Origin of the sequence: Shewanella sp. S1-58-MNA-CIBAN-0166, from assembly GCF_040310085.1 — a bacterium.
Classification (GTDB): Bacteria; Pseudomonadota; Gammaproteobacteria; order Enterobacterales; family Shewanellaceae; genus Shewanella.
In genome coordinates this window covers 1-16456 of sequence record NZ_JBEOPN010000045.1, presented here as the reverse complement: position 1 = coordinate 16456, position 16456 = coordinate 1, and the positions used below count along the sequence as shown (strand labels likewise).

Annotated in this window: 16 protein-coding genes; 6 read left to right on the top strand and 10 right to left on the bottom strand. The window is 40.9% G+C overall.

Annotation, left to right across the window (positions count from 1 at the left end):
- Positions 1 to 36: 36 nt before the first annotated feature.
- A complete protein-coding gene (locus AAEY99_RS19810; RefSeq protein ID WP_351011688.1) occupies positions 37 to 702 on the bottom strand; it encodes a DUF3047 domain-containing protein in 666 nt (221 codons plus the stop codon).
- 205 nt (positions 703 to 907) lie between these two features.
- Here AAEY99_RS19810 and AAEY99_RS19805 point away from each other — a divergent pair, with 205 nt between their 5' ends.
- On the top strand, positions 908 to 2527 hold the full coding sequence (locus AAEY99_RS19805) for an NAD(P)/FAD-dependent oxidoreductase (protein ID WP_101087488.1): 1620 nt from the start codon (positions 908 to 910) through the stop codon (positions 2525 to 2527).
- A gap of 176 nt (positions 2528 to 2703) precedes the next feature.
- Here AAEY99_RS19805 and AAEY99_RS19800 read toward each other — a convergent pair whose 3' ends face one another.
- From AAEY99_RS19800 to AAEY99_RS19780, 5 genes are all read right to left on the bottom strand, one after another.
- Positions 2704 to 3108, bottom strand: a complete 405-nt coding sequence (locus tag AAEY99_RS19800; protein ID WP_351011686.1) for a GFA family protein — start codon at positions 3106 to 3108, stop codon at positions 2704 to 2706.
- Between the two features lie 228 nt (positions 3109 to 3336).
- The gene (locus AAEY99_RS19795; RefSeq protein ID WP_351011705.1) at positions 3337 to 4161 is read right to left on the bottom strand and encodes a M23 family metallopeptidase; all 825 of its coding nucleotides are present in this window, start codon (positions 4159 to 4161) and stop codon (positions 3337 to 3339) included.
- 126 nt (positions 4162 to 4287) lie between these two features.
- A complete protein-coding gene (locus AAEY99_RS19790; protein WP_351011684.1) occupies positions 4288 to 5160 on the bottom strand; it encodes a 6-carboxytetrahydropterin synthase in 873 nt (290 codons plus the stop codon).
- Between the two features lie 749 nt (positions 5161 to 5909).
- Positions 5910 to 6614 carry a response regulator gene (locus tag AAEY99_RS19785; RefSeq protein ID WP_059745107.1) on the bottom strand — a complete coding sequence of 235 codons (705 nt, stop codon included), beginning with the start codon at positions 6612 to 6614 and terminating at the stop codon, positions 5910 to 5912.
- A 2-nt stretch (positions 6615 to 6616) separates the two neighbouring features.
- Complete coding sequence (locus tag AAEY99_RS19780) at positions 6617 to 8113, bottom strand: ATP-binding protein (RefSeq protein WP_351011682.1); 1497 nt, start codon at positions 8111 to 8113, stop codon at positions 6617 to 6619.
- A 136-nt stretch (positions 8114 to 8249) separates the two neighbouring features.
- On the opposite strand from AAEY99_RS19780, the gene AAEY99_RS19775 reads away from it, so the two are divergent.
- Both AAEY99_RS19775 and AAEY99_RS19770 read left to right on the top strand, forming a co-directional pair.
- Positions 8250 to 8513, top strand: coding sequence for a hypothetical protein (locus AAEY99_RS19775; RefSeq protein ID WP_335692563.1), 264 nt, complete (start codon positions 8250 to 8252; stop codon positions 8511 to 8513).
- A 63-nt stretch (positions 8514 to 8576) separates the two neighbouring features.
- Entirely contained in the window at positions 8577 to 8939 is a 363-nt protein-coding gene (locus tag AAEY99_RS19770) for a hypothetical protein (RefSeq protein ID WP_242445174.1), read from the top strand.
- Positions 8940 to 9006: 67 nt separating this feature from the next.
- Here the strand turns inward: AAEY99_RS19770 and AAEY99_RS19765 are convergent, their stop codons facing one another.
- On the bottom strand, positions 9007 to 11526 hold the full coding sequence (locus AAEY99_RS19765; protein WP_101087481.1) for a putative bifunctional diguanylate cyclase/phosphodiesterase: 2520 nt from the start codon (positions 11524 to 11526) through the stop codon (positions 9007 to 9009).
- Between the two features lie 299 nt (positions 11527 to 11825).
- Positions 11826 to 12689 (bottom strand): protease HtpX, encoded by an 864-nt coding sequence (gene htpX, locus AAEY99_RS19760; RefSeq protein WP_162022819.1) that lies wholly within the window; start codon positions 12687 to 12689, stop codon positions 11826 to 11828.
- 268 nt (positions 12690 to 12957) lie between these two features.
- On the opposite strand from htpX, the gene pepE reads away from it, so the two are divergent.
- Positions 12958 to 13665 carry a dipeptidase PepE gene (gene pepE / locus AAEY99_RS19755; protein WP_162022818.1) on the top strand — a complete coding sequence of 236 codons (708 nt, stop codon included), beginning with the start codon at positions 12958 to 12960 and terminating at the stop codon, positions 13663 to 13665.
- Positions 13666 to 13766: 101 nt separating this feature from the next.
- Here pepE and AAEY99_RS19750 read toward each other — a convergent pair whose 3' ends face one another.
- Positions 13767 to 14186 carry a VOC family protein gene (locus tag AAEY99_RS19750; RefSeq protein WP_335692569.1) on the bottom strand — a complete coding sequence of 140 codons (420 nt, stop codon included), beginning with the start codon at positions 14184 to 14186 and terminating at the stop codon, positions 13767 to 13769.
- A 101-nt stretch (positions 14187 to 14287) separates the two neighbouring features.
- On the opposite strand from AAEY99_RS19750, the gene soxR reads away from it, so the two are divergent.
- Positions 14288 to 14728: a redox-sensitive transcriptional activator SoxR gene (soxR, locus tag AAEY99_RS19745; RefSeq protein WP_162022817.1), complete on the top strand. Its 441-nt coding sequence runs from the start codon at positions 14288 to 14290 to the stop codon at positions 14726 to 14728.
- 141 nt (positions 14729 to 14869) lie between these two features.
- Here soxR and AAEY99_RS19740 read toward each other — a convergent pair whose 3' ends face one another.
- Positions 14870 to 15316 carry an Hsp20 family protein gene (locus AAEY99_RS19740; RefSeq protein ID WP_101087476.1) on the bottom strand — a complete coding sequence of 149 codons (447 nt, stop codon included), beginning with the start codon at positions 15314 to 15316 and terminating at the stop codon, positions 14870 to 14872.
- Between the two features lie 371 nt (positions 15317 to 15687).
- On the opposite strand from AAEY99_RS19740, the gene AAEY99_RS19735 reads away from it, so the two are divergent.
- Positions 15688 to 15918, top strand: coding sequence for a hypothetical protein (locus AAEY99_RS19735; protein ID WP_101087475.1), 231 nt, complete (start codon positions 15688 to 15690; stop codon positions 15916 to 15918).
- Positions 15919 to 16456: the final 538 nt, after the last annotated feature.

The following is a 16456-nucleotide window of genomic DNA, read 5'->3' as shown; positions in this document are numbered from 1 at the left end:
GTCGCTAAGCACCAGTAAATGCAGGTTGATCAGTTGCTATTTTTCAGTAAATATTATGTCGCCATAATACGTTTCTGCATCTTTGCCACTGTTGTCGGTATCGGTCATAATCGCAATCATATCGATGTATTGATACGCTTTGCTGTTAGCTTTTTCACTGCCTTTATCCCCAAATATTTCAATCAAATCTTGATACACATTGCGTTTTTCTTCATACCACTGACTTTGCTGCGATTGCTGTCCTCGCACAGACATCATTTTAACACTTGAGCCAGCAAAAGCGTTGTTCCAAACCAAGCCTTTGGCTTGATTGCTCGACCAAACATAGTTTAATGATTTGGTGTTCCACACCATAAAACCACCATCAATAACCACGTAAACTCGCGCCACAAAATCATCACCAGCTTTACTTCGCTCGTCTAACTCCGGCAGCGTCTTTTCAACTAACCAACTCCAGTTTAGGTAAGGCGTTGCAATGAGGTCAATTTGCTTTTCTAGCACCAGGCCTGACGCGGAATGGTGACTGAGTGCTTTTAATGCTAGGCGCCCTTTATAGTCTCCAACGCTGTAAATTGATTCACCAGAGAATACTTTGGAGGTCCAACTCTCAATCCCGTTATCACTCAATAAAGTCACATTGGTTGCAGCTTGCACGTTCACACAAACTGTTACGCTATAAAGAAATATAATCCATCGCAACATATTCACTTCCTATCGCCCTACTCGCTTGTATCACACTGAGTTCACCCGCTAGAGTGAGCTAAACTGGGTGATCTGTTTTACTATTTAATCATGAAGGTAAAGAATACAGCATGACATAGAGCAAGTACCATCAATAGATAATTTCATTTTAAGGTTAAATCACGTAAACTACGCGCTGTTTTTTAAGTCTCTTTTTAGGTAAATCATGATCCGTTTAAACCAAGTAAAATTGCCTCTCGACCATAATGAAGATGCGCTGCAACAACTCGTATTGCAAAGGCTCTCTATCTCAGCGGATCAGCTGGTTGATATACATGTGTTTAAGCGTGGCTACGATGCCCGTAAAAAGAATTTAATTTCGTTAATTTATACACTAGATGTGACATTAGCCAATGTAGACGAAGCCGCGTTATTGGCATCACTTGCTGACGACCATAATATCCGCGTGTCGCCAGATACCGATTATAAATATGTCGCGACTGCTCCAGAAGGCTTAACGGAACGTCCACTGGTGATCGGCATGGGACCCTGCGGCTTGTTTGTTGGGCTTATGTTGGCACAAATGGGCTTTAAACCGATTATTTTAGAGCGTGGAAAATCTGTCCACGAACGCGCTAAAGATACCTTCCGTTTTTGGCGTACCAGTGAGTTAAACACTGAATCAAACGTACAATTTGGTGAAGGTGGCGCTGGCACATTCTCGGATGGAAAGTTATATAGCCAAGTTAAAGACCCTGGCTTTAAAGGCTTAAAAGTCAAACAAGAATTTGTCGCTGCGGGTGCACCAGCTGAAATCATTTATGTTAGTAAACCACATATAGGTACCTTTAAGTTGGTCACTATGGTGGAAAAAATGCGCCGCGAAATAATCCGTTTAGGCGGTGAAATTCGCTTTGAAACCCGTGTTGATGAAATCAACATTACTGACCGTCAAGTGACTGGTGTCACCCTGAGAAATGGCGAAGTACTGCATTCTAAACATGTTATTGCTGCGATTGGTCACAGTGCCCGTGATACTTTCCAAATGTTACATGATAAAGGCGTGTATATGCAGGCGCAGTCATTTTCGATTGGCTTTCGTATTGAACATAAGCAAGAGATGATTGATAAAGATCGCTTTGGCGTTAACGCGGGTCACCCAATGTTAGGTGCAGCAGATTATAAGTTAGTCCACCATTGCAAAAGTGGTCGCAGTGTTTACAGCTTTTGTATGTGCCCTGGTGGTGTGGTTGTGGCGGCGACGTCTGAAGAACATGCAGTAGTGACTAATGGCATGAGCCAATATTCGCGTAGTGAACGTAATGCCAACAGTGCCATTGTGGTTGGCATTGATCCGAGTGATTTTGACAACGATCCACTTCAAGGTATTGCGCTACAACGTAAATTGGAACGCCACGCCTATATCATGGGCGGCAGCAATTATGATGCTCCAGCGCAAATGGTCGGTGACTTTTTAGCTGCAGGTGTTGGTAAACCGTTTGAAAACGTTGAGCCGTCTTATAAACCCAACGTAAAAATGACCGATTTAAGCGATGCATTACCGCAATTCGCTATCGATGCTATTCGTGAAGCCATTCCTGCATTTGGTAAAAAAATTCGTGGTTTCGACAGTAAAGATGCCATGTTAACCGGCGTTGAAACTCGTACCTCTTCACCGGTGCAAATTAAACGTGGGGCCGATTTCCAAAGCATTAACACCAAAGGTTTATATCCTGCAGGTGAAGGCGCCGGTTATGCTGGCGGGATTTTATCGGCGGGTATTGACGGTATCAGTATTGCAGAAGCCGTTGCATTAGACATGATTAAAGAAATGACAAACAGTTAAATCCATCTTTAATAAACAGAGCAGTCATATTTGAATGCTCTGTTTATTGCTTCATCGCAACAATAACATTAGATTTATTTTCAAATTCAGAGCCATTCATGATGAGGTTTTCTATTAGATACTCAGAGATGGAAATACAATACCTAATGCCTTTTATTAACATGCCTTACCATTTGCTATACAACGTCTCGGTCTGATGGATGGTTTACCCCATCACTCGTTTGTACATAACCTAAATCAAATGGATTAACACCGTCTAAACAAGCTATGTTAAAACCGTATTCAGTCAGGTTTGATCGACGTTGATGATGAGTATAAATACCACAATGAGAACAGAAATAATGTTTCGCGGTATTGGTGTTAAATTGATAAAGCGTTAACACATCTTGACCTTTTACCACCCTGATCCCATCCAGTTTAACAGACCCAGCAATCGCACCTTTTCTACGACAAATTGAACAATCACAGCGTCGTGGATTTTCGATACCATTGGGTAAAGTGAGCTCGAGTTCAACGGCACCACAATGACATGTTGCTTTGTGCTTTAACTCAATAACGGTATTACCCACTTGCTTGATCATAACCAGAGCCCTTTGTGATGTTGACGATAAGCATTTAGTCGTTCGATATAAGTTTGTCGCTTAAAGTAAGAAAACGTTTCAACATCATAAGTTTAGTGAGGAAAATAGCGTTGACGTTGTGGTGAGTTCAGAACATATGAAGTGCAAGTTATCAAGCGAATAGCATTATCATTGAATAAAGGGTTCCGGTTCAATCGTCATACCGAAACCCTAACATATGGCTTAACACTATTTTGCCGCTTTCTCCGCTGCCAGTACTGTCGCCATTGACGGTACAATCGAAACGGGGTCTAAACGCATTTGGAACCAGTTTAAGCGCCAGTCTAAATGCGGGCCAGTCACTCGACCGGTGGCACCAATTTCAGCGACCTTATCACCCTGCACAACTTTATCACCAACGGTTAAATACAATTTACTCAGGTGCAAAAAGGTAGAGCTGACACCATAACCGTGATCGATAATCACCGTGCCACCAGAATAAAACATATCTGGCTCAGCTAACGTAATAACACCATCTGCTGGCGCAACCACTACAGTGCCTGTTGGACGGGCAACGTCAACGCCAAAATGTGGATTACCGGGTACGTCGTTGTAAACCCGCTGGCTGCCATAAACCCCTGAAATTCTGCCAGTAACCGGCCAAATAAATGTTTGCATAAATGCCTGTTGTTGACTAAATAAGTCTCTGGCTGCGCGAGTCTGTTTGGCATCTTTTGCCGCTCTGGCTTGGGCTATTGGATCCGGTTTCATTATTTTTTGGCTGATGCCTGTGACTCGATCAATTTGGTATTGTCGTGCGGCTATGGTTAACGGCTTAATTTCTGTTAATCCGTCTGGATAAATGACTTTAAACACTTGTTCTGACTTAGCGTCTCTATCAAATCCAATGGCAAACTGACCGTTTGGGGTGACCTTTACCGATTGGCCATTAAGTAATACTTTACTGCCGACCGGCACTGCGCCGCGCACTAATGCACCTTGTTCAAACTGGCCTTGAAATGTCACAGCGGCAATCGCACTAGCACTTAAGCCACAAAAGCTGGCCACCAACATTGCAGCTGTTGATATCGATTTTAAAACGGTATTTTTTAATAACATAATCGAAACGCATTCCTTGTTAATAGCGCCAAAAAACATAAAAAAAGGGCCACCTTAAGGCAGCCCATTAATAATACTTGATTAACCTCTTACCGCAATGGCCCCTTTGCCAATACCTTCATAAGCGATAACTTTAAAATGACTTTCAGGCGCTTGACTTGCCAATGTCTTTGCCATGTATTCAGCTAGCATCTCAACCGTGGTGTCGTGAGGAAGTAAGTCACAACAATGCTTAGGCATCGCTAATTGAAAATCACCTTGAGGCGCAACATAGTGAAAACCAAAATGAGTTTCGTCGCTGATTTTAGTCTGCTTCGACAACTCTAGTGTTTTCACTGACACTAAGTCTTCTTCAGTGCCGAGGTAAATATCATGCCAACGTTCTGCCCAGTATTGGTCCCATTTCGGCTCTGCAATACCATTTTCAAATACGGTTACCGGGCTACGATGACCATGCGCAATACGCTGACAGTTACCGTCATGTTTACGTAATCCGTGGCTGTAATGGTAAAACGGGGTATCGAGCACTTCGCTGCGCAATGTGAGGCTGATGCCTTGGACATTTTCAGGTAACACTTCACGTAAGGCTTTTTTCAAAAAGTCATTAACGCTTTGGTAGTCAATCACTTCTGTAGGAATAAGCGCAAATGCTTGTGAAGGACATGCTAAATGTATGTCACCTTTTTCACTGCTAAAATCCATCCAAACTCGGTCGCTTTTTTGCTGCCAGCGCACTTCGCTACACGCAGTAGGGATTAACAAGCGATGATCGGCTACATCATCAATGGTGTTTTTGATGATGCGTTTAACCTTACCAAAGTCGAGCACCATATTTTGCTCATCTAAGCCGCCATCTAATAGCACATCGACAATCCAGCTTTCACCAACCATGCCACGAACAGGACAAAGGTAAGAGAAATCGATAACGGTTAAATCTTTTACAAACAGTTGCATTAATGCTCCTAGGCAGAAAAACAGTCCACCTCAGTATAAATGTATTCCTAACGGCGCATGCCAGTGGAAGGTCTATCTTACGTGATCGGAATTTATCCGACTATCAACTCTTAGTCTAACATTCACGGGTTAATTGCCACGTTCTGCTAGTGATGATTAATAACGCGCCAGTATATTCAATGCCAGCACAAGACCACGTTGATACCCTAAATGATATCAACGACATTCTAAACAAAAGCCACGCTTTGAGCGAGTAAACATCGTAGATAAATGTAATAAATCGATAAAGCTGCTGCAATGCACCTGAATCGGATAATAATCTTGCTAGGGGAACAGCAACAACAAAATGCTGAGCATTTTATAAAACACTTAGAAAATGATTCGCGTGGATACTTGAAAGATTAACAAGAGACTCTGGCGTTAAGGTCAAATTATGATGGTTCCTGATAACCACCAATAAATACTACGACCAAGGTAATGGTCAGAAAAATCTGACAGCACAGCAGTAATAATAAAATTAGTGACGGCATAAAAACTATTCCTTGTTAATCCAGATAGCTAGGAGCATTAGATATAGTGATGTTAGCAATCAAAAGCGCAAAAATAGTGCAGATTTAAAGGAGTTTTGCCGAAACTAAAGCCGATCAGTAATACACATTAATCGCCAGCTACTAAGCTTACCCATTGCATTAGGATGCTTATGAAACGGCTTTAAAACGTAAAAATAGACTTACCAATAAAATGCAGCATTACTCTACCTTATAACCCACACCATAAATGGAATGCAGTAACTCCTTTTGTTGGCTGGCTTGGGTTAACTTATGTCGTAGATTTTTCACATGACTGTCAATGGTACGTGAACTAACAATACGATCGTCGACATAACACACCTGCATGAGGCTATCTCGAGAGTGCACCACACCTGGCCGTTTTAGCAAAGTATGCAGTAATCTAAACTCAACAGGGGTTAATTCTACGTCTTGTTGGTCGACCTGACATTTAAAGCGTTCGATATTGATTTGTAGATGTTTATAACGAATAACCTGCTCGCTTTGACTGCCGTGAGTATTTTCGACTCGCCTTAAAATCGTTTTTACCCGAGCAACGACTTCCCTAGCCGAAAATGGCTTACACACATAATCGTCTGCGCCGATATCTAAGCCCATTAAGCGGTCAATTTCATCTACCCGCGCCGTTAACATTAGCACTGGCAGCATTGAAAATTGCCTCAATTCACGACAAATGGTTAAACCGTCTTTATAGGGCAACATCAAATCTAGAATCATAAAGTCAATTTGTTGAGACTTAATCGTTTCAATTACATCACGACCATCGTGTTGTACCAAGGTGTTAAAACCTTCAAGGGTTAAAAAGTCGACTAAAATCTGCGCTATTTTAGGCTCGTCTTCTACCACTAATATGGTCAATGGTTGTTGATGAACATGTCCACTCATAGTCATTCCCTGTGCATAGGTAATTGTACTTCAATACAAAGCCCACCCAATAGTGATGGGACGGCCTTAATGGTGCCATCATGCGCTTCGACAATATTCTTACAGATGGTTAAACCAAGACCTGCACCACTACCACGACGTGTGCGGGCACTGTCTTGGCGATACAATGGCTCAAACAGGTGTTCACACTCTTCAATGCTGGCACTGGGCTTAGTATCATTGATGGTTAATATCATCATTTTGGCTTGTTGTGACAATCGCACATCAATTACCCCAGGACTGTCTGTGTAAGCCATAGAATTCATTAGTAAATTAATAAATAGCTGTTCAAGCCGAAGTACGTCGGCAGATAAATACACCCCCGGCTGGAGCTGACTTTGTAGCGTTAGGCCTTTATCTTGTAGGCTGGTAGCCATACTATTAAGCGTGCTGTGTAGGGACTCACTGACGTTCACCCGCTGAAAATGATATCGGAGTCCACCAACATCAGATAAAGACAGTTCATACAAATCATCGACTAAGTGCTTCATGCGCAACACTTCTTGTTCGAGTGAGTTCAGCTGTGTGTTATCGAACGTCCTGATCCCTGCTTTAATCGCATCAATCTCACCACATAAAATACTCAATGGCGTGCGCAGTTCATGAGAAATATCAGCTAACCAACGATTTTTAGCACTGCGGTTTTTCGATAGCGTCATGGCGAGATGATCAATATTGGTCATTAATTGACCCAGCTCATCTGCACGCTGAGGTGATAAGCGTTCATCATAATTACCTTGAGATAAATACGATACTCCCAGCATAACTTGTTTAACGGGGATCAGTAGAAAACGTGACAACCACCAAGCAATTGCACTGGCAAGCAGTAAACACAATAAACCGATTCCGATACTGGTCCAACGTTGTTGCTGAGAAAATGCGGTAGCTGAAGACGATTCAACTTCACGAATAGGGCTACTGTATAAATAGCCTACTATACGATCGTTGAATAACAAGGTTAAGCTAATCCGATTATCCACATTGCCAATATCAACGCCGCTAATAAACTGTTGTTCTGCTGAGTATAACCCCGTCGGTGGACCAGAAGGTGGTGAAAAAGGTGGCCGTTGCCTAGGAGGACCTAAACGTCGATCAGGTCCCATTGGAGGACGATTATCACCTGCAGGTCTTGGCGGTCTTGCCCCGTCGCCGGGTCTATTTCTTTTTGGAAATGGAGCGTGAAGCGAAATGGCTTGTGTTAATGTTTTTTGATTAATCGACTGCCACACTTGTGTAGATTGTTGATCTGTCATTACTGATGGATCGGTTTGTGCTTCCGGATTGGCCGCATAAAGTGTCAATAGTTCATTCGATAAATGCTGTAAACGTTCTTGTTCTAATCCGTTGATATAGTCTAAAAAACCTTGGTCAAAACTCCACCTCGCTAACGATAACGTGGCGATAAGTACAATACTGGTTAGGCCAACGAAGGCCAAGAAAAGCTTTTGAGATATTTGCATAAAATACATTATAACCAGCAATATACGCATAAACTAGTCGCGATAAATAACTGATAAAAATCTCCTCCAATTCTGCACAATTACTCCACATTGTTAGGTTATATTACCTTTAGTTACCTAACCAAGGAGTGTCACTATGACTCTTAAGCCAATCAGTATTGGTCTACTTAGCTTTATGTTATTAGCATCTTTCGCTGCTAATGCTAACCCGCATGATAGAAAGCCACCTAAAGAAGCTGTTGAAGCGTGTGCTAACAGTGTTGAAAATGATCAGGTTAGTTTTGACACCCCGCGGGGAGACACCCTTGAAGCAAGTTGTCAAATTATCGATGGCGAGCTTGTCGCTGTACCTGCCAATGGTCCTGACGATATGAAACAACCACCAAAACAACGTAATTAACAAAAATATGTTGCTAGGTAGTTTCATCAAGAATAGATTACAGAGAATATCTGAGGAGTAAATATGCAAGTGACGAGTGGTAATACTTCGATGCAAATGACATCGACCGAAAACACACAAAGACCTCCGCGTCCTGATGGCCCGCCGCCACCAAAAGGCGGTGTCCCGCCTGGGCTAGATACAGCGGTATCGACCTTGTCTGATGATCAACAGCAATTAACCACAGACATGTTGTCATCATTGACCGACGAGCAGCAAGAGTCGTTGAAGTCTATGTTAGATGAATTAAAACCACTTACAGATGGATTAACTGACGAGGACATCGGCAGTATTTTCTTTGAGGCATTGAGCAGTATTTATAATGGTGATAACACCGCAACGGCTAACAGTAATTCAACCTCTGTGAACGTAGATATTTACGCTTAATACAGCATTAAAAAGTCGTAATAGTGATATAAAAGCAGCTTACAAATTATGTAAGCTGCTATTTTATTTACTTTAATTTAATATCAGTGGCCAGGTTAATACGGTTATGGAATATCGGTAAAAACTCGTTAAGATCTTGTGGCAATCGCGGTTTACTGTACAAATACCCTTGAACCAAATCACAGCCATTGAGCCGCAGAAAATCTGCTTGATCGATAGTTTCCACACCTTCAGCAATAATCTGCAAATTCAATGCATGCCCCAGTGCAATAACCGCTTTAGCAATCGCAGTGTTATTTGCATCATGAGGGATATCACGTACAAAAGATTGATCGATTTTCAACTTATCAATTGGTAACTTTTTGAGATAATTGAGAGATGAGTATCCGGTACCAAAATCGTCAATACTCAAGGCAATGCCCATGGCGCCAAGCAATTTCAAATCACGAATAATCGCGTCTGGATCATTCATCATGCAAGACTCGGTGACTTCTAATTCCAAATGTTTGGCCGGTAATCCCGTTTCCAATAAAATCGAGCGCACTTTATCGACAAAATCATTTCTTTGCAGCTGTAAGCTGGCTACATTTACCGAAATGCGTTCAAACATTTTACCTTGGGTTAGCCATTCAACCCCTTGTAAACAAGCGGCCTTTAATACCCACAAACCTATATCCCAAATCAAACCAATCTTCTCTGCTAATGGAATAAACTCTGCTGGAGAGATATTGCCGTAGACAGGATCAGACCAACGAATTAACGCTTCAAAGCCACTAGGAGACAGATCAGACAGTTTCAACTTAGGTTGATAAACTAAATAAAAATCTTCATTCACCAGCGCTTGGTGCAATGCTGTTTGCAGCTTTAATTGTGCTACAGCCTGTTTGGTCATCGACTCAGTATAAAAGGCATAATTATTTCGCCCATCTAACTTGGCTCGGTGCATTGCCGCGTCAGCATTACGTAATAAGCTGTCGTGATCATCACCATCGCTTGGGTATATCGCCACTCCCATGCTGGCGGTAAGGCGTACAGATTGGGTATTGTCCAATATAAATGGGCGTTCAAATACACTGCGAATACGGTCAACCGATGACGTTACAGAATCAGTTCCCATAATGCTCGGCAACATGACCACAAACTCATCACCACTTAAACGTGCTAATACGTCAAAATCAGATAAAGCGTAAGATAAGCGTTTAGCCAATTCAACCAGAATTTCGTCGCCAATAACATGGCCTAAACTGTCGTTAATGTGCTTAAAGAAATCGATATCTAAAAACACAATAGCCAGCTGCTTTTTAGCCCGATGAGAGTGATTTACCTCTTGCTCTAGCAGTGACATAAATTGCATCCGATTAGGCAATTGTGTCAACGGATCAAAATAGGCTAAGTTTTTCAGCTTTTCTTCATTTTGTTTTTGCGCTGAAATATCGGCAAATACGGCAACATAATACTGAATGATATTGAGTTTATCGAATACAGCACTGATGGTTATCGCTTGCGGAAAAATAGCACCATGCTTACGGCGATTCCAAATTTCACCATGCCATTTGCCTTGGACTAATAAGGTATTCCACAATCGTTCAAAAAAGCTTTTAGGATGGCGACCTGAACTCAGCATTCTAGGGTTTTGGCCTATAACCTCTTCGCGGCTGTAACCGGTAATATCAGTAAACGCTTGGTTAATTTCGGTAATATTGCCATTACTGTCTGTTATCACTACCCCTTCGACTGCATTTTGAAACACATTGGCGGCTAATATGAGTTGATCCTGCGCCTCTTTGTGTTTGGCAATATTGCGAGTCATCCCTATTACCCCGGTCAATTGACCTTGGGTATTATAAATGGGCGCTTTAATGGTTTCGAGCCAAACCTTATTAAAATTAACATCAACTTCTTCACATTCAGACACCACTACAGTCGAACCATTACTGATGGCTAATTTATCACTCTCAATAAATTCATTTGCAGTGCGTTGATCAAAAAGGTCAAAGTCGGTTTTGCCAACAATTTGTTCTGTAGACTTTCGCCAAGCTCGCTCAACACTTTTATTACACGCTACATAGTGTCCGTTAGCATCTTTAACCCACATATGTTCATCAAAAGCATCAATAAATGACTGTAAATCAACATCGAGCGACACAGACTCAGATGCATTAGGATCAACAGCTAAGGAATTGATATAATAACGAATGGCATTACTTAGCATATCCGCTATGCGTGTTTGCATTGCCGACAAGGGCTTAAATAATGTTTGCTGAGATGGTTCGATAGCTTTGTCACTAAAGGTGATCACACCGATGATATGACCTTTAGATGAACGAATAGGCTGATGATAAACGGTAACATGTTTGTCTACCGTTTGGACACTTTGAGCATCTGCCGCTTTAAGATGTTGTAACAAGCTATCTTGATGCTGTCGCTGGGTATTGTCATCAATACCTTGGCTGGTACAAATAGCTTCAATACTGTTTTCAGCATTAATTTGGTAAAACATGATGGTAAGACGAAACTCGGCAGAAATATCATTTATTTCTAGCTGCCATTCTCTTAATTGTACTTGAGAAATAGCTTTTTTAAGCATATTAAGATCCTGATAATGTTTAATAGACCATGTTAAACGAGCCATACTCAATATGTATGAATACTGTAACAAGTAGTGTTATGAATATAAGTGCCGAGTCTAACTATACATCAGAACCTATCCTATACGCTGTGATTAAACAACAAAATGCAATCGATTCGAGCGGTTAATACTATTAGTTAACTATAATTACCCGATTAATAGGGCATATTCAATCATAACCTAACCCAATAAATAAAAAAGGAGCCAAAAGGCTCCTTAGTTTAACTTTACTATAAATGATGATAAACGCATGAATACTAGCTGTTTTTTAATGCAGCGATACGCTTCTCTAATGGAGGATGGCTCATCATTAACTCAGCCATTGAACGTTTGCCATTAATACCAAAGGCTGACATTTGTGCTGGCATAGCGCCAGATTCAGGCCCTTGACGTAAACGTTCTAATGCGGCTATCATTTTGTTTTTGCCTGCTAAACGTGCCGCGCCTTCATCAGCTTTAAACTCACGAATACGTGAAAAGTAAGCTACGATAATCGATGCCAAAATACCGAATAGCATATCAAGTACAAATACTACAGCCATGTAGGCGAACATACCTAGGCCTTCACCTTCTTCGTCATTACTGGAAACAAAATTGTTAATAATGCCAGCAACAACACGCGCAGCAAAAATAACAAAAGTATTCACCACACCTTGGATTAAGGTTAATGTCACCATGTCACCGTTCGCCACGTGGCTCACTTCATGTGCAAGTACACCTTCAATTTCATCTTGAGTCATACCGTAAAGCAAACCAGAACTCACAGCAACAAGAGCATTGTTTTTACTTGGACCCGTTGCAAATGCGTTCATTTCTGGCGACTGGTAAATAGCCACTTCAGGCATCTTAATACCAGACTTTTCAGCTTGGCGTGCTACCGTTTCAACTAACCAACGTTCCATACTGTCACGTGGTTGCGTAATAACTTCACAGCCCATGGTTTTCTTCGCCATCCATTTTGAAATGGCTAAACTGATAAACGAGCCACCAAAACCAAAAATGGCAGCAAATACTAACAGTCCACCCATCGTTGAGGTATTAACCCCAAGAATAGACATTACAATTGAGGCAACCAGTAAGATGGCAAAGTTGGTTGCAATCAACAAAAATATACGCTTCATTTAAGCTCCTGTATGGCAAAAGTGCCGATTTACGATTGTTACTACAGACATAATATGTCCATAAAATGAAAATTCAAGCTTAGTTATATTAAAAAAGATTTATGACTCTTTTTTAACTTGATAAAACATCGTCTTGAAATTCACGCGAGCAGAGTCTAGGGAGAATTGATTAATTGAAACTGAAAAATAGACTACAAAAACAAACTCTGTGTCGGCAATGATTAATCTTTGATAAACTGTCAAAAACTAAAACCAAAAAGGACTTTTTATGCCCATTAATGCATTAATGTTGAGTGCCTCACGGGTCGGTAATTCGACATATCTAAGCCATACCGTTGAGCTTATTCGTCCACTCACTCAACCAGGACAACAATGGCTGTTTATTCCTTATGCTGGCGTCAGTGTAAGTTATGATGAGTATTTAACAAAAGTGCAAACGGCACTTGAACCCCTAACAATTACCATTAGTAGTATTCATCAGTTTGCAGACCCAAAACAAGCCATTCAAGATGCTGCAGGCATTTTTGTTGGTGGTGGCAATACATTCCAATTGCTCAACGAATTGTATCGCTACGACTTGCTGCACTTAATTCGTGAAAAAGTAGAAAATGGCATGCCGTATGTGGGCTGGAGTGCGGGATCAAACATTACTGGTGCCAGCATTCGTACCACCAATGATATGCCAATTGTCGAGCCGCCCTCGTTTACCGCATTGGGTATATTGCCATTCCAATTAAATCCGCATTACACCAACTACCAAATGCCAGGCCATAATGGTGAAACTCGTGCACAACGGCTGTTAGAATTTACCATGGTCGATCCACTGACACCGGTGATAGGAATCCAAGAAGGCAGCGCGCTATGGCGCCAGGGCGATAAATTACACCTTATTGGTAATGAGACGGCTTATTTATTCCATGGTAAACAACAAGAAGTTGAACTTACCGCTAACAGCGACTTGTCACACTACCTTTAGTCAGCTTACCTGCTCTTAACCTATTACGTTTGCTGATAATCGGTTTTGATCAAAACCATTGGGCTTACTCTATAAGCCCAATGGTGCATATTGATAAGTTACTAACCACCGTATTGATTTCGCTCACTGGGAATATCCGTTGAGTATTCAACAAACTCAACTTCAAATCCGCTTGGGTCAATAAAGTAACGGCTTTTATAAAAAGGGTCATGTCCGCCCATAATCGCCACCTCAAAACCCACTTGTGACAATCTAGCAACTAATGCATCAATATTATCCACAACGTAAGCGAAATGTGCCAAACCCAATGCATTACTTTTAAGATCGCGCACCTCGCCACTACCAGAATCATTTAACGATAAATAATGATAATCATCACCAAAGTGAAGCCATTTCCGCGGCGTACCATGCCAAACAGACTCGCCACCACCACGCACTCGCCAGTGTGGAAAGGCCGCTTTATAAAATACTAATGATTCATCTAAGTCATTAACTACTAAATTTAAATGTTCTAATCGCATCACTTATCTCCTTATGGTTAATGCAACACAGCTTAATACCTCAAGCTAACTTGAGGTAAAGCATTATTTTTGCAAAAATGATAAAAAAAATCGGAGGTTGAATGTCAATAGATGCAGAACTAAGTGTTGGCCAAGTCGCCAAACGTTGTGGAATAAACATCTCTGCGATTCACTTTTATGAGCAAAAAGGTCTTATCAGCAGTTGGCGCAATAATGGTAATCAACGTCGTTATACACGAGACGTTATCAGGCGAATATCACTCATCAAAGCTGCGCAACAATTAGGGATATCGTTGGATGATATCAAGCATGCTTTTGCTGCTTTACCCAATGAACGAACAGCGACTAAAGAAGACTGGGCAGAATTATCAAATGTTTGGAATAAATCACTTACGCTGCGGATAACCCAGATGCAAAAATTGAAAGATTCGCTCGAAGGTTGCATCGGTTGTGGTTGTTTATCGATGAAAAATTGCCCACTGTATAATCCTAACGATATTCTTGCAGATCAAGGCCCTGGCCCAGTGCTTTTGAATAAATGATGAATACAAAAAACCTAGTTTGATAACAAACTAGGTGTAAGCAATTGGCTAAATTGGGGGGAGATAAACTAGAAGGTTGAGAATATGGCTTAAATGCTATTAACACCTAAGCCATCAATCGTATTAATTCACAATAACGCCTTAACTAAGGGTGTTGGTAGCAACAATATCAATTTTACGAGGTTTCATTGCTTCTGGAATTTCACGTACTAAATCAATATTTAATAAACCGTGTTCTAATTCCGCACCGATTACTCGTACATGATCTGCTAATTGAAAAGTGCGCTCAAAACCACGCTCAGCAATCCCTTGATGCAAATATTTACGTTCATCACTTGTAGCTGTCTTATTACCTTTTACTAATAGTTTTTCACCTTCACTCATAATATCGAGTTCTGGCATAGAAAAACCCGCGACGGCCATCGTTATCCGATAACGATTCTCGCCTAAAAGTTCAATATTATAAGGAGGATAACCACTGTTGCTATTGTTAGCTGCAGCATGTTCAGCAAGTTGTGCTAAACGATCAAAACCAATAGCACTACGATAAAGAGGTGTTAAATCTGGAGAAATATTAAAATTACGCATGTTCATACCCTTGTCTAAAGCAATATGTAAAAATGACCACAGTCTGTTTGTGGTGTTTAGTTTTCACAGCCCTTACGGCACTGTGGTAGCAAGTTTACTGAAACCTCAATCGAGCATTTCATGATTCGATCCTGCTACAGAATTAGATATATGGACCACTGGCGCTATATCAAGTGCAATGGATAAAAAAGTGAGTTACTAATAACCTAAAATAAAAAATAGACTTTATAATCAATAATTAAGATAACAACTAATTTATAACATAATGAATAAGTTGGTGTTCATTTCACAATGATGACTTTTGTCACTAGTATTTCTGCTTGAAAACGTCACAATAATAGACAATAAATAGAAACAATTAAGGACACATTATGAACCCACCAACATTGGCATTATTAATTCCTATTCTGGCCATTTTAGGCAGCTTTATTGTCACTATCATGAAGCTGAAGCAAAGACAATCGCATACGACTGCAGAACAAGAAACTAACAATAAAGCACTGCATGATGAAATTAACGCCCTGCGTCAACGAATTGAAGTACTTGAACGTGTTGTTACCGACGATGCTTATGACCTAAAGCAAAAAATAAATAACGCGTAACACTGTCAGAGAGAATCTTAAACAACGCCACCTTATTGAGTGTATTGAGTGGTATTGTTGATTTCATAAAGTTGCTTATATTAAATAGCCATTTAATTAATGCCATCGAAATAAGCGAGCTCTTTGATTGCGGTCATTATGGAGAGTTAAGGGCTACATATTGTTTTTTGACACAAAACAGCCCGCTATATCATAGCGGGCTGTTTCGCGACTCTTGCAAGTCAATTAGGCGCCTAGAAATGACCTACTCTTTTATCCCCGAAGGGGACGCATGGGCATATTCGACAAACTGCTGTCATGTTTTGGCCAATAACAAACTCTACACTATAAATTATAGACGTAAAAAAGCCCGTTACGTTAGTAACGGGCTTATCACTACTCTTTCGAGTCAATTAGGCGCCAGGAAATGACCTACTCACACATGGGCATATTCAACAAACTGCTGTCATGTTTTGGCCAATAACAAACTCTACACTATAAATTATAGACGTAAAAAAGCCCGTTACGTTAGTAACGGGCTTATCACTACTCTTTCGAG

Excerpts from the sequence above, each read along its gene's own strand:
- AAEY99_RS19750 (WP_335692569.1), bottom strand. The coding sequence starts at position 14,186 with ATGCGATTAGAACATTTAAATTTAGTAGTTAATGACTTAGATGAATCA.
- AAEY99_RS19735 (WP_101087475.1), top strand. The coding sequence starts at position 15,688 with ATGAACCCACCAACATTGGCATTATTAATTCCTATTCTGGCCATTTTA.
- AAEY99_RS19800 (WP_351011686.1), bottom strand. The coding sequence starts at position 3,108 with ATGATCAAGCAAGTGGGTAATACCGTTATTGAGTTAAAGCACAAAGCA.
- AAEY99_RS19805 (WP_101087488.1), top strand. The coding sequence starts at position 908 with ATGATCCGTTTAAACCAAGTAAAATTGCCTCTCGACCATAATGAAGAT.
- AAEY99_RS19775 (WP_335692563.1), top strand. The coding sequence starts at position 8,250 with ATGACTCTTAAGCCAATCAGTATTGGTCTACTTAGCTTTATGTTATTA.
- AAEY99_RS19795 (WP_351011705.1), bottom strand. The coding sequence starts at position 4,161 with ATGTTGGTGGCCAGCTTTTGTGGCTTAAGTGCTAGTGCGATTGCCGCT.
- AAEY99_RS19790 (WP_351011684.1), bottom strand. The coding sequence starts at position 5,160 with ATGCAACTGTTTGTAAAAGATTTAACCGTTATCGATTTCTCTTACCTT.
- soxR (WP_162022817.1), top strand. The coding sequence starts at position 14,288 with ATGTCAATAGATGCAGAACTAAGTGTTGGCCAAGTCGCCAAACGTTGT.
- AAEY99_RS19780 (WP_351011682.1), bottom strand. The coding sequence starts at position 8,113 with ATGCAAATATCTCAAAAGCTTTTCTTGGCCTTCGTTGGCCTAACCAGT.
- AAEY99_RS19810 (WP_351011688.1), bottom strand. The coding sequence starts at position 702 with ATGTTGCGATGGATTATATTTCTTTATAGCGTAACAGTTTGTGTGAAC.
- AAEY99_RS19765 (WP_101087481.1), bottom strand. The coding sequence starts at position 11,526 with ATGCTTAAAAAAGCTATTTCTCAAGTACAATTAAGAGAATGGCAGCTA.
- AAEY99_RS19740 (WP_101087476.1), bottom strand. The coding sequence starts at position 15,316 with ATGCGTAATTTTAATATTTCTCCAGATTTAACACCTCTTTATCGTAGT.
- pepE (WP_162022818.1), top strand. The coding sequence starts at position 12,958 with ATGCCCATTAATGCATTAATGTTGAGTGCCTCACGGGTCGGTAATTCG.
- AAEY99_RS19770 (WP_242445174.1), top strand. The coding sequence starts at position 8,577 with ATGCAAGTGACGAGTGGTAATACTTCGATGCAAATGACATCGACCGAA.
- AAEY99_RS19785 (WP_059745107.1), bottom strand. The coding sequence starts at position 6,614 with ATGAGTGGACATGTTCATCAACAACCATTGACCATATTAGTGGTAGAA.
- htpX (WP_162022819.1), bottom strand. The coding sequence starts at position 12,689 with ATGAAGCGTATATTTTTGTTGATTGCAACCAACTTTGCCATCTTACTG.